Here is a 13933-nt window from a genome sequence, read left to right as displayed (position 1 = left end):
TCAGTGTGCGGCGGGTGAATTCTCTAAGTCTTATCGCTGACGGCAATTTTGATCGTACGCGATCTTGTCCGGCGGAAAGTCGAATAACATCTTTGTAAGTGTTGATGTTTTTGTTGACAGTCTTCACGCTGTTGGTACAGTGGCGATTCGTTGTTGATATGTGCTGATGTTTATCTTCGGGGCCCTTGTTAATCTGCCGCGCTCGGTGCAATCGCGTTCATTCATCAGGCAACTCCGTGACAGCAACTGATGTGGAGTTTGGTCATCAATATGGGTGACAAACTTCTCTTCATGTGCACGACTGATTTTCTACTGAAAAATCTGTCAGGTCGTCGGTAAGGCTGTTCGGCCTGAGATTTGTCTTTTTATCACGGCGTTCTCGTTCGTCGAATCTTGTGATGCAGAGGAGGTGTTATGAGAAATCTCTATGGTGGACGAATTCGTGCCTTGGATCACCGAAGGAACGTCGCCTTTACGTTGATCGAATTGCTTGTTGTGATCGCAATTATTGCAATTCTGATTGCGCTATTGCTGCCCGCTGTTCAACAGGCGAGAGAGGCGGCGCGTCGATCGCAATGTAAAAACAATTTGAAGCAGATTGCGATTGCTCTACACAACTATCACGACACTCATAGCGTTTTTCCGCCTGGGTGCATTGGTAGTACTGTGTGGAGTCAACCTGGCGGTGCCGGTCCAGATTTTGGAAAGCCCGTTGTTCGAATGAGTTGGGTTCCTCAGATCTTTCCATATATAGAGCAAGGGCCGCTCTATAATCAGATTTCACCGCTGATGAGTACCTCCGCTGCAACCTCAACCTACCCAGGTCGTGGAGTCGTGATTTCGGTGCTTCGCTGTCCAAGTGACCCAAATAGTGACAAACGGGATTTGTTGTCAGATTCATTGACGATGATCGCACATTCGTTCACGAATTATGCCGGATGTCAAGGCAGCCTGGGAACTCATGCTGCTGCTTCAACTGACCAGTCTCCACGACTTAATGGAATGTTCTTCGCAATGTCGAGTACGAAAATGCGAGATGTTGTCGATGGAACCTCAAACACGCTTTTCCTGGGAGAGATTCGCCTTGTCCCTTGTAAAACCTCTGGAGGCGGAGTTGATACTTCTTCAGCGTGGCATGGAGCGATCTGGAATAACTTTGGTTCGACGACATGGTTCAGCGCCATCAATCCACCGAACTCTCGTCAGACCGATCGACTGACTCGATGTGTGACTGATTTCGCTCCGGTTCCTTGTGCGAATGTGAATGGCGGAAATAACTATCTCCATGCACGCAGCGCGCATACTGGAGGCGTCCACGTTGCCATGGTTGATGGTGCTGTTCGATTTGCTAATGAGAACATCGATAGCACGCTTTACCGCTCTCTCGCCACCCGAGCCGGTGGAGAGGTTACAGGCGACTTTTAGGCAAAGTTGATCTCCATTTGAGCGCCGCAGGGGAATCTCGACTTCCCTGACGGTTGATCACAGTTTCTGACTCCGCCGAATGCAACAAACGAGAACTTCTATCATGCGCATCTTTGGAGCATTTGCATCCTGCTGGATGTTGTTATCCGTCTGCCTCTGTCTGACAGGGTGCCAGGAACCGACGTTGCCTGTCGCTTCAGGGATGATCATTGCCAAAGGGAAGGTGATGCTGGACGGGAAAGCATTGGATCCCGGGCAGATCTCGTTTGTTGTCCATGAGGCGAAGCCGCTTCCGAACACGGCCCCCATTGACTATCTCGCAGCAGTGAATCAGGGGGAGTATCAGGTCGAAATTCCACCGGGGAAGTACCGCGTCGAGATTCGACAGTTTGGTGGAGCAAGCAAGGGAGATAGCGAAACGCCGGGTGCCCCTGCTCAGTTACTTCCAAAGAAGTACAACGAGAAAAGTGAGTTCACTGCTGAGGTGGCGCAAACAGGAGAGAATCAGTTCAACTTTGAACTGGTCAGCGATAAGAAGTAGTCAGTGTCGTCTGTCGCAATTGAAACGTTCAGATCGAACTCCCTGTGATGAACAGGGAGTTTTTTTGTAGGCAGTCGGATGAATTGCAACCTGCTTGCTCTACTCGAATCGCACGAGTCCGAACTTCGCAGGTTGGGGAACTGTCGCTCCGGATGAGGTCCAGCTGTGAGATCCGCGCCCGGGCATGATTCGAGTGATTCCAACTCCCCATGCCGTGTCGGAGATGCGGTCCGCTGGCAGTAATTCATCAAGTGGAATCGCACACTCGACGCGCCATGCGTCTGCGGTCCTTGTTGCTGCACAAAACCAGCTCGGGTTATAGGACTGGTCTCCCCAGCAGGAGTCGCGAGTATGTCCGCGCTGATCAACTTCGAACTGGTAATACGTTGCATAGTCTCTGTCCACGTCGAACTGGAAACAGAGTCGATCGAAGTTGGCGAATTCAGAATCGTGTGTTCGCCCGGGAAGTTCTGGCGGGTCGTTGGGGAGTGAGGGATCGATGGGGACCGTGGCGGCGAGGTACAGGAACCGAGCGTCGCGAGCGATGAACACGACAGGTTTCGCTTCACTGCCACCGGTTCGGGTTAAAGAATCGATCCGTGATCCGATGTATGTTTCACTCTGCTCCTCCCCAAGTCGGATTTCGATTGCCTGTGCCCAACATGCGTCAGACAGCAGGCCATCCAGCACTGGAGGGCTGGAAACTGTGCGACATTGAACGATGGGCTTTGGGGATTGAAACCCGGGACGTAACAGGAAGGCTTCGCCCCGCGCCGCGAGGTTCCACGGATCGTCGCTCAGTGTTTGCATATAGCGACCATAAATCTCATCTGCCCGACGATGGTCGCCGCGCCGACGCATCAGTGCCGCAGTGACAAACTGAATCTCCGGGACGTCCGAAAGATGGGGATACCCGGCCTTGAGGCTTTCAGAGACAGCAACGGCCGACTTCTGCCAGCGTGTCAGTGTCAGGTCATAGGGGCTGTTGGAAGCTCCATTGGCAGTCACGACTGACTGCACATTTCCAATCGATGGAGATGCTTGAATTGTCTCTTCTGTTGATCGTGTGGTGAGTGATGGTCCCGTCAGTCCGCTGACGGTCTGGAAGCCGCCATTCTGAGCTTTCTGCAGAGATTGTTCGACGGCGGCTCGCATTGCATCTTCGCTCATGGCTGTGCTGCGGTGCTGTCGCTTCGTCGTTTGAACCGTGCGTAATCGCTGCCAGTTCATTTCTGCACTCGACCAGTACTTCATCAGCCAGACCATTGCTTCAACAGCAGGTGGCTGCTCAGGGTAGCGAGTGATCAATTCACTGTAGACTGATTCAGCCAACTGCCATTCGCCCCGTTGGTGGTACATCGTTCCGAGTACTGAAAGCTGTTGTGCAGCCTGCTCAGGTGAAAGTGGGCCAATAATCTCTTTCAACTGAGCCAGAAGCTGACCTCCTCGTTGTGGGTCATTGATGATTCGCTCACTGGCAGCGGTGATTGTGCGGCGGTGTCTGGCTTGCTCGATCGTGCGGTCGAGATCCAGTTCTCGAATCGGTGGGAAGAGACGTCTGGCCTCTCCGCCGGGGGCCAGCGCGAGATCGCCGAAGACGTTGCGATCCGAGAGCGGTTGTTCCCCGAATGTTCTGGAGACGATGAATTCGGAGACCGTGGCTCGTGAAGATTCAAACGCATGAAGCTGTCCCATCGCCGGTGCAGACGCGAGTTCCAGAGTGGTGTTCTGGCGAGGTAGAACTTCAAACGGATCGAGCCGAATTGTTCCTGAAACTCCACTCCCGCGTTGCATGACAAGTTTTTGAACCTGCCAGGGCTTCAGGCCAGAGATTTCCGTCTGGTTCAATGCAAATGTTGGATCGGCCGCCAGTTGAATAGCTTTACTGATGGCTCGATAAAGCAGCTCGGCACTGAACTCATTGTTTGCCGGTTCATCGATCAGCAACACGGAAGGACGCCATGTTCGAATTTCTCCCACGATTGATGCCAGTAGGACATCGCTCAACCTTCGATCTGTCAGCAGTGTCCACTCTTCCAGTAAACGCTCGCGGTCGTTTTCGAGCATCGGAAGCGTAACCGGCAATCGCCAGTCGATCCATCCGCGTGAGGCTCCTGATGACTGAGCGGAATGAGCCAGACGTGTGGAAAGTTGCTCTGCGAGATGTGCATCGTCGCCGAGATCGCGACGTGTGGCGACCATAACGGCAGTTCGATATCCGTCCTCTTTCGACCATCGAGTGAGAAATGGGATGGGCGTCTTCTGGTGCTGCGATTGGATCGCCAGACATGCCAGGCGGCGTCCTGTGCCACGGACATTCTGCCAGGATTTTCCGCCATCATCTGTGCGGCAGATCCGCCCCAGTTCACCGATGGCAATCCCTCGCAGATCGTCCAGAAATGTGATCGAATTCAACGGAATCGCATCACCTGTCCGTTGTGGTCGCCATGTCGTTCCCGCATCTGCAGAGTGCCAGATAACTGCGCCGGGACTGCCTGCCGCCCAAACATGATTTTCACGATGCGTGACACATTGAAAGTTGGTGAAGTCGTCTAATTGCTGAGGGAGGTTTGCCGTCACCGGGGTCCAGGAGACACCGAAGTTCGTGCTCTGGGAAAGTGCCGCGCCCTCGCCCGCCATCCATGCTCGTCCAGTTGCATCAATCGACGCTCCGCGCCAGGCTTGCAGGCCGAAGGCTCCTGAACCTGCGGGATTCACTGATCCCTGAGAGACTGCTGCCTGTCGGCTTTGATCGCCGCCGAGAATGCCTTGTCCGCCTCCGGTGAACGCCGCAGCGTTCCAGCGTCCAGATTTCGAGGACGATGTCGCGGACCAGGTTTGCCCCCCATCCTCTGACTGAATGACCCCTCCTGGGAAAGTTGTTGATCGATCACCAACAGCGATCCCCAATTCCAGATCGAAAAACTTCACGTAGCGCAGGTAAGGCAATTCCTGATTGGTTTGTACAACCCAACTTTCACCACCATCCTTGGTTGTGAGGACGACACCTTGAAGTGCACCTCCAACTGGACGGACGGTTCCGCCAACAATCCACCCGACTCTGTCTGTCAGAAAGCATACCGACCGAAATGAGTAAGCACGGACTTCGTTGGGAAGTGCAAGAAACTGCCATGTTTCCCCAGCGTCTTTTGACCGCCAGATCACACCTTGATCGCCGACGGCCCAGATTGTGTTTCCAACCGAAGTGAGCCCATGGAGAGAAGCATCATCCTGTTCGGCATTCGCAGGAGTTGGGACCGCTTTGATTGTGACAGTCGCCGGAGTTTCTGCTTCTGCAGCGAAAACAACCGCGCAGGGGAGAAGAGTGAGAACGCAGATTTTCAGGAGGAGCGCTGTCAGCGTGCGTACGTGGGCGCACCGTGGAAGTGGGCAACCTGAAGGTGCGACCAGTGAAGTAGCCGGTGTCGAAGTGACCAGTGCCATCGGACCTTCCTCCCTGAAGGTGCCAGAGGCAATGCTGACGCGTCCCTTTGTTTTCACTGTAAGACGGGAGCGAAAGCGCTGCCTGATTTCTGCAAAAGACTGCGTTCGCGAAGTTTATCTGGTTGAGAAGAACCCGGAAACATCAGTCTTCAGCTGACACTGTCTCTGCGAAGTCGTGAGAAAGCGATGAGTCGCTCAGTTCGCAAGTTGTGTTGGCGAAAATGGTTGCGAAGAGTACGCGACGAGGTGCGTTTAGTCGACGAGGAGTTGTCGGATCATCATGATGGCAGCTGGCCCAACGAGCACGACGAAGATCCCTGGGAAGATGAACAGCACGAGCGGGAAGATCATTTTCACGGCTGTCATCGCCGCCTTTTCTTCCGCAAGCTGACTCCGCTTCACTCGCATGCTGTCCGATTGAACTCGCAGTGCAGTGGCAATGGAAGATCCGAACTTGTCTGCCTGAATCAGAATTGCAGCCAGAGACTTCACGTCATCGACGCCGGTTCGGACACCGAGATCATGGAGAACTTCTCGACGGGGGCGTCCCATCTGTAATTGGAAGTTGGCGTGATTGATCTCACCGCAAAGCTCTTTCGCTGTCCCGTTCAGTTCTTCCGCCACTCGTCGCATTGCGGCATCGAGACCGAGTCCAGCTTCGACACAAACAACCATCAGATCGAGTGCGTCAGGAAGTGACAGGAAGATCTTCTGCTTCCTCGACGACGCCAGAAAAGAGAGAAGCAGATCGGGCAAGAACATTCCCATTCCCGCCCCGAAGCAGGTGGCAATCAGACTGTCGGTGGTGAAACCGAGAGTCATGAGTGAACCTGTTGCAGTCAAAATTCCGCCGACGATCATGGCGACAACTTTGAATGCCAGAAAGGACACCATATCCGTTGGGCCGCCAAATCCGGCATTCGCCAGTTTGACCCGAAGTGCGCTCGTTTCGAGTTCCGTCTTCGGGACTAACGCCTTGGACAATGTCGGTGCGGCTTTGTTGAAAACCGAACTGATTCCGGCCTCTTTGCCGGGATCCTGATTGCGCCTGAGTGGATCTTTCAGAACGTCCAATCGCTCCGACGCGCGATTCTCTTTGCTTCCAAAAGCCTGAGCAATTCCCCAGACCCCAGCGCAAACTGCTCCGAACGCGGCGAAGGGCGCGATGAGTGTGAGTAGTTGGTTGTCCATTGGAGCGGTCTACCTGTGAGCGATCTGAAAGCAAAATATGAGCGAAATGAGATGAGCTGTCAGTTCACGAATGATGCGACTTTGAAATAGCGAACAGCTGAGTGATTCTGGTTCTCAAACCTTGATGGTAATGATCTTCTTGATCGCGATTGCGCCTAGAATCTGCAGGACGATCGCCCATGCGACCAACTGGCGACCGATCTCGTCGGTGAACAGTGTCATCACGTATTCAGCGTTGAGATACCAGACCGCAAAGAAAAGCGCGATGGGCAAAATCATCAGCACGATTCCAGAGATTCGACCTTCCCCGGTGAGGGCTTGAACCTGTCCCAGAATGCGAAATCGCTCACGGATAATGTGGCCAATTTTGTCGAGAATTTCGGCCAGATCTCCCCCGGACTGACGCTGAATTGCAACGGCCATCGCGAAAAACTTGTAGTCCAGGTTTGGCATTCGGGTGTACAGGTTTTTCAAGGACTGTTCGACGGTAATCCCGAGGTTCTGTTCTTCGTAAGCGATGTTGAATTCTTTCGAAATCGGTTCCGGAAGCTCATCTGCAACAACTTTGATCGCAGTGGCAATCGAGTGTCCGGAACGCAGGGCTCGAGCAATTAACTCCATGGCTCCAGGTAACTGCTTCGCAAACTTTTTGAATCGTCGTGCACGGCAGAAGTAAAGCCAGCAGACAGGAAGAATGGCGCCAGCAATTGCACAAAGTGGGTAAGCAGGTAGCGGAACGTTCGCGATCAGACCAATCGCAACACCAGCAAGACCGCTGCCGATCATGACCCCCAGAAACTGGTCCGGACGGATCGAGACATCTGCCTGAACGAAGATCAGACGAAGATCGCTGAAGCGTTCCATCAGCTTGCTTGCGATGAACGCAAATCCGCTTTTGGTGTTCAGATGCAAAACGTCTCGTGTGACGTTGAGCTGTTCCTGGTTCGCTGCTGTTTTCTTGCCAGCGAGAACATCCAGACGTTCTTCAAGAGAGTTGGCGCTACTGTTATCGAACAGAAGCAAAATAGCACCAATCATCCCGGCGACACCCAGAAAGGCGATGATCGAGATAGTCATCGGATCTAATTGGACTGGAAGAGTCACCATCGTGATTTCACAAATATGGATTGAATAGAATTGATTATGGTAAGGTTGAGTTAGCTATCTTTAATTGTTCATTGCCTGCCTGATCGCTAACTGCCTAGGCGGCGTGCCATAAACAGATTGTTTGGAAGCTTTACACCAGCAGCTTCCAGCCGATGCATAAAGCTCGGACGCACTCCTGTGGATTCGAAGTGCCCGTGTGCTCGGCCATCGGCATCGATTCCATCCTGACAGAATCGGAAGATGTCCTGCATCACAATGGTGTCCTGTTCCATCGACATCACTTCTGTAATGTAAGTGATCTTTCGCGGTCCCCCTTGCAGGCGACTGGCCTGAATGATCAAGTCGACAGCCGAGGCAAATTGGTGGCGAATCGCTTTCAACGGGAGTTCAGTTCCTCCCATTGTGACCATGGTTTCAATACGGGCGACAGCATCTCGCGGGTTGTTGGAGTGGACTGTCGTCATCGACCCCTCGTGCCCAGTGTTCATTGCCTGAAGCATGTCGAGCGTTTCCGGCCCACGACATTCCCCGATGATGATGCGGTCTGGTCGCATACGGAGCGCGTTCTTCACAAGGTCCGTTGCTGTGACCTGCCCTTTTCCTTCAATGTTGGCCGGTCTCGTTTCCAGTCGGAGAACGTGATCCTGTTGCAACTGAAGTTCAGCAGCGTCTTCAATTGTAATGACGCGCTGATCGCTCTGGATGAAGCTTGATAATGTATTAAGAAGCGTTGTTTTCCCTGAACCTGTTCCACCGCTAATAATAATATTAAGTCGGGCTTTCATTGCTCCTTCTAATAACATCACCATTTCTGGTGTGAATGCACCGAATCGCAGCAGGTCTTCCAGTGACAGTGGACGCGAGCCGAACTTTCGAATTGTGAGTGCAGGTCCATCCAGTGCGAGTGGAGGGATGATCGCGTTGAGTCGTGATCCATCCGGGAGTCGGGCGTCGCACATGGGCGACGTTTCATCAATTCGACGACCGACGCGGGAAACGATTCGATCGAGAATTTGAAGCAGGTGATCGTTGTCGCGAAATGTGACGTCAGATCGTTGGATTCGGCCACCCTTCTCGATGAAGACCTTCTTGGGGCCGTTGATCATGATGTCGGCCACCCCTTCCTGCTTCATCAGGATCTCGAGCGGGCCGAATCCGAATGTCTCGTCGAGAACCTCTTCGATGAGACGCTCACGCTCGGAGCGGTTGAGGAGTGGGTTTTCTGTATCGCAAAGATGCTCAACGACGAGGCGAATTTCTCGGCGCAGAGTGTCCCCCTGGAGTTCACCGAGTCGGTTCAAATCCAGTTTGTCCACCAGTTTGCCGTGGATCAATCGTTTCAAACTTTCAAAATCAACCTGATTCGGGTCTTTTCGAAAGCGTGGCGCAATTGTTGGAAGTGATGCCATGTTCGCGTCTCGCGGTTCAAGCAATTGGCTCGAACGGTTTATTTCTGCAACCAGTCCCAGTGAGTGCAATGAGAATCTGTTCTCGCTGCTGAACCTGGCTTGGTCGGGATTTCATGTGATCAGCGGAATGAGACGCCAAATCGTGCGACCGGCCTGATTCCAACGAACTGGAGGTCAGGGAGACCGCCAAATACGGATCAAATCGGAGCGATATTGACGTTTCGAACTTGCTGCGACGCCGTGAGTCTGAGGATTCAGGAAATCCCTTAGTCTTCAGGAAATCACGACAATGAAAGTTAGCTCACAATTTTGGGAGAAGTGGGAGGACTTTCCGGGATGTTTGATTTTTGAAACATTCGGGCGATGGCAAGTCTCTGTGAATTGACGCACAATTCGAGCCGCGCCAAAGTGAGATATTAATCAATTATTCCAACGGATCGGGATTTTCCGTTGTTTGTAACATGCAGTGTTACATTGGCTTGTGTGTGCTGAGGGTGTCGGATCGTCTGGTTGCGAGGTTTGCTCCGGACCGGAAATATCAATCGTTTGGGTTAATATTCGGGTTTGAAGATCTTTCCGACTAACGACAGGTTTAAGATTGACGAACGATTCCAACAAATTTAGGCTGATTTGAAGGATTTGCAGCAATTGATGGATATGTGAAGACCGACTATGATTAATTGTTGCCCGGTTGAGCAAATACTCAGTCGGGACCTCCCTCCGCAATTGCCTGCCGAAATACCTGGGATTTTTCCATACTTTTGGGAACATTCCTTCCTGCCTGAGATTGCCCCTGGTTTTGGGTGTTCATGTTCACGTGACAATGTTGTCACTAAGAACTCCCCGAACGAGTGTCATCCTGCCTGCTGGAGATCAGCTGATGGCCTTCCGTGCTAATTGTGCACCTGCACACTTCGAACAGCTTTCACGACGTGGTTTTCTGCAACTCGGCTTTCTGGCCGGGACCAGTTTGACCTTGCCAATGCTGTTGGCTCGTCAAGCTCGGGCAGAGTTGAAGGACTATCAGAACTTCGAAGGAACTGCGAAGTCCATCATTCACATCTTCCTCCCGGGGGGGATCGCTCAACAGGAATCATTCGATCCAAAGCCATTTGCGCCGATTGAATATCGCGGTGAGATGCGATCGATCGAGACGAAGCTGAATGGCGTCCGATTCGGTGAAAAGTTTGCCGAAACAGCCAAAATCGCAGACAAGCTGTGCATCATCCGCTCGATGACACACGGGGAAGCCGCTCACGAGCGCGGTACCCACAATATGTTCACCGGGTACCGTCCAAGTCCGGCGTTGCAGTATCCTTCCGTTGGCTCTGTAATCAGCCAGCAGATGGGAAGCCGCAATAATCTCCCTCCATACGTTTGTGTTCCAAACGTTCCGAACGAATTTGCAGGCAGTGGGTATCTGAGTTCTGCATTTGCTCCTTCCGCATTGGGCAGCGATCCGGCAAGTAACGGCTTCAAAGTCCGTGACCTCGAGCTTCCGAAGGGCGTCGATGACAGCCGATTCGCAAGTCGTCGATCCGCTCTTGAAGCTGTTAACGAATACTTCCGTCAGCGTGAAGTTTCTGACCAGATCACGGCAATGGATTCGTTCTACGAGTCTGCTTACAGCCTGATCTCTTCCCCACAGGCACGCGAAGCATTCGATCTTGAAAAAGAATCGGCTGAAATGCGTGACAAGTACGGACGCAACACGGCAGGGGCACGTATGCTGCTCGCTCGCCGTCTGGTTGAATCCGGAGTTCGTCTGGTCAATCTGACCTACGGAAGCTGGGACATGCACGACAACATCGTTGCAGGCTTCAATCGTTCGGTTCCTGAGTTCGACAAGGCGTTTAGCGCGTTGATCACCGACCTCGAAGAACGCGGTCGTCTCGATGAAACTCTGGTGATCGTGTCGAGTGAGTTCGGCCGTACTCCAAAGATGAACAATACAGCTGGTCGAGATCACTGGCCGAAAGTGTTCAGTCTGGCGTTGGCTGGCGGTGGATTGAAGAAGGGCTTCGTCTACGGGTCGTCGAATGCGACATCCAGTGAGCCGGAAGAAGATCCAGTGACAGTCGAAAACCTGTTCACCACGATCTACCACACGATCGGAATCGTGGCAGATAAAGAACTGATGGCTCCAGGTAATCGTCCAATTGAAATTGTGGACGGTGGTGAGATCATCAAGGACCTGTTGGCCTAGTTAAGAGAATTCGGCGTGGTGGATGGGTTCCATTGCGCCGATTTTTTTCATTTTGTTCACTCTGAGGCGTCCTTGACTGTTGCTCATTTGCAGCGATCTGCCGTCAAGGGAATCTGGGACGGGAGTTCCTCATGCGAATTATTGCGGCCGTGTGCGGGTTGGCGTCACTGCTCTTTGTCACACAGGTTTCATATGCCACTGCACCGAGTTTCCGGTCCTTGAAGCCGCTGGGCGCGCAACGAGGGCAGGAAGTCGATGTGGTGTTGTTTGGGGATAACCTCGATGATGCCGAGGAATTGCTGATCTATGACACCGGAATCGAAGTCTTGACCTTCGAACCGGTCAAAGCCGAAGAAGAACGCAGACAAGGTCGTCGGATTAAAGTCCGCCTGAAGATTGCAGAAACCTGCAAACTCGGGACACAGCGGATGCGGATTCGTACGCGGACCGGTCTTTCAGACCTTCGGAATTTCCATGTCGGGGCATTGCCGGTCGTCGAAGAAGTCGAACCAAACACCGAGTTCGACAAGCCGCAAGTCGCTCAGATGAACACGACGATCGAAGGACGCATCGATCGCGAAGACGTTGATTACTACATCATCGAAGCGAAAAAAGGCGAACGAATCACCGCTGAAATTTTCGGTCAGCGATTGGGGCGTTCGACGGGCACCACCTATTTCGATCCGTACCTCGCGATCCTGAACATGGATCGTTTCGAACTTGCAGCGAACGATGACACTGCTCTCCTCCACAATGACTCAATGGTTTCGATCATTGCTCCAGCGGACGGCAAGTATGTCATTCTTGTGCGTGATGCCTCTTACAACGGCGACGGACTGGCGAACTATCTGTTGCATGTCGGCAACTTCCCTCGTCCCCTGGCAATGATTCCTGCCGGCGGCCGTCCTGGCGAAACGATCAAGGCGACCTTCGTCGGAGACGTAAACGGCCCGATCGAAAAAGAAGTCACTCTCCCTAACGAGATTCCGCTCGATCCTTATTCGGTCGAAGTTGGAGATCAGCTTGGTGTTGCTCCGACAGCCCACCCAGTTCGAATCGGGAACTTCCAGAATGTGATGGAGCAGGAACCGAACAACAGCATCAACGTTGCCACCGCTGGTCCAGTTCCAGCAGCATTTAACGGTGTGATCAGCGAAAAGGGTGACGTCGACTGCTTCAAGTTTACGGCAAAGAAAGACCAGACAATTGAGATCGAAGTCTATGCACGCCGCTTGCGTTCAGGGCTCGATCCATTGATTACTGTGAATCAGGTATCAAATGGAAAGCAGCTTGCCAGCGACGATGACAGCCGCGGTGTTGATTGTGCTGCGAAGGTCAAGATTCCGGAAGATGGCGAGTATGCAGTTGTTGTTCGGGATCACTTGAGTCGGGGGCATTTGAGCTTCACCTACCGAATTGAAGTACGTGAACTGCAACCACAGTTGGACGCATCACCAATTGAGTTTGCTCGCTATGTTCAGCACCAGATTATTATTCCTCAAGGTGGCGGTTCAGGAATTGTTGCGAACATCCAACGTCGCGATATGGGAGGCCCAGTCAATTTCCGCAGTGAATTGTTGCCTCCAGGGGTTCGAATTGAATGCCCTGAGAGCTGGCGGAACGATGGAACTGCTTCCGTCGTGTTCTATGCAGATGAGAACGCTCCACTCAGCGGCGGTTACTTCCCAGTGAAGTCATTTCTGAACGATCCGGCACGTCCTGACACCAAAATTGAAGGGCCGCTCTATCAGGATGTCCTGATGATTCGGGCCAATAACAATGACCGTGTCTGGCAAGAACGAATGAATCGGATGCCGATCGTCGTCGTTGAAAAGCCAAAGTTCCGCTGCTGGATTGAAACACCAACAGTCCCAATCGTTCAGAATGGTTCGATGAACCTAGTGGTGAAGTGCGAGCGAGCAGAAGGCTTCGATGAAGAGATTCGAATCCTGTTCCTGCAGAACCCACCGGGGATCAGCTCCAACGGGTCAGCCAAGATCGCCAAGGGTGAATCCCAGGGCATCATCACTTTGAACGCCGCTGATAAAGCCGCGACTCGCGAGACGATGATTGCCATTCGATGCATCTCAAAGCATGCTGGCGGTGATTACGAAGTTGTCACTCCGTTTGCACCATTGCGAGTGGAACCTCGTTATCTCACGTTCGAATTTGCTCAAGGGGCCGTCGAACAGGGTAAAGAGATTCCGTATGTGGTGAAGGTCACTCAGGCCAAGGCGTTTGAAGGTGAAGCTGTTGTGGAACTGTTGGGCCTTCCAGCAGGTGCAACTGCCGAACCTCTGAAGGTGACCAAGGAGACCACCGAGTTGTTGTTTACTATCAAGGCTGCGGAAACGACACCGGTCGGAATGAGCCAGAACGTCTTCTGTAAAGTGGAAGTTCCAGAGAACGGAGCTTTCATCAATCACGCCTTGGGCAATGGACGGTTGCGAGTTGACAAGCCTGCACCTCCACCAAAAGCGAATCCAGAGAAGCCGGCAGCACCTGTTCCAGTTGTTGCAAAAACTGAAGCACCTCCAAAGCCATTGTCACGCCTGGAACAGTTGCGTTTGCAGCAAAAGGAACGCGACGCTGGCGGCGAGTAAGTCGTGT

8 protein-coding genes are annotated in these 13933 nt (G+C 52.7%); 4 read left to right on the top strand and 4 right to left on the bottom strand.

All coding sequences use genetic code 11. The features are described 5' to 3' along the window. Positions 1 to 414: 414 nt before the first annotated feature. Positions 415 to 1425, top strand: coding sequence for a DUF1559 domain-containing protein (locus tag SH527x_RS09475; protein ID WP_437194418.1), 1011 nt, complete (start codon positions 415 to 417; stop codon positions 1423 to 1425). Between the two features lie 103 nt (positions 1426 to 1528). Then, entirely contained in the window at positions 1529 to 1966 is a 438-nt protein-coding gene (locus tag SH527x_RS09470) for a hypothetical protein (RefSeq protein ID WP_437194417.1), read from the top strand. A gap of 99 nt (positions 1967 to 2065) precedes the next feature. Here SH527x_RS09470 and SH527x_RS09465 read toward each other — a convergent pair whose 3' ends face one another. The 4 genes from SH527x_RS09465 to SH527x_RS09450 form a co-directional block, all read right to left on the bottom strand. Beyond that, the gene (locus SH527x_RS09465; protein ID WP_437194416.1) at positions 2066 to 5410 is read right to left on the bottom strand and encodes a YCF48-related protein; all 3345 of its coding nucleotides are present in this window, start codon (positions 5408 to 5410) and stop codon (positions 2066 to 2068) included. Positions 5411 to 5662: 252 nt separating this feature from the next. Next, positions 5663 to 6601 (bottom strand): type II secretion system F family protein, encoded by a 939-nt coding sequence (locus tag SH527x_RS09460; protein ID WP_437194415.1) that lies wholly within the window; start codon positions 6599 to 6601, stop codon positions 5663 to 5665. A gap of 114 nt (positions 6602 to 6715) precedes the next feature. Next, the gene (locus SH527x_RS09455) at positions 6716 to 7708 is read right to left on the bottom strand and encodes a type II secretion system F family protein (protein WP_437194414.1); all 993 of its coding nucleotides are present in this window, start codon (positions 7706 to 7708) and stop codon (positions 6716 to 6718) included. 86 nt (positions 7709 to 7794) lie between these two features. Next, the gene (locus tag SH527x_RS09450) at positions 7795 to 9117 is read right to left on the bottom strand and encodes a CpaF family protein (protein ID WP_437194413.1); all 1323 of its coding nucleotides are present in this window, start codon (positions 9115 to 9117) and stop codon (positions 7795 to 7797) included. Positions 9118 to 9997: 880 nt separating this feature from the next. On the opposite strand from SH527x_RS09450, the gene SH527x_RS09445 reads away from it, so the two are divergent. Together SH527x_RS09445 and SH527x_RS09440 are read left to right on the top strand one after the other, a co-directional pair. Next, complete coding sequence (locus tag SH527x_RS09445) at positions 9998 to 11323, top strand: DUF1501 domain-containing protein (protein ID WP_437194412.1); 1326 nt, start codon at positions 9998 to 10000, stop codon at positions 11321 to 11323. Between the two features lie 131 nt (positions 11324 to 11454). After that, positions 11455 to 13926 carry a PPC domain-containing protein gene (locus tag SH527x_RS09440; RefSeq protein ID WP_437194411.1) on the top strand — a complete coding sequence of 824 codons (2472 nt, stop codon included), beginning with the start codon at positions 11455 to 11457 and terminating at the stop codon, positions 13924 to 13926. The last annotated feature ends 7 nt before the right edge of the window (positions 13927 to 13933 follow it).

The organism is Planctomicrobium limosum, from assembly GCF_051465645.1.
Lineage (GTDB): Bacteria > Planctomycetota > Planctomycetia > Planctomycetales > Planctomycetaceae > Planctomicrobium.
Note: the sequence above shows the minus strand (reverse complement) of the source record. Positions and strands in the feature narration are given on the sequence as shown.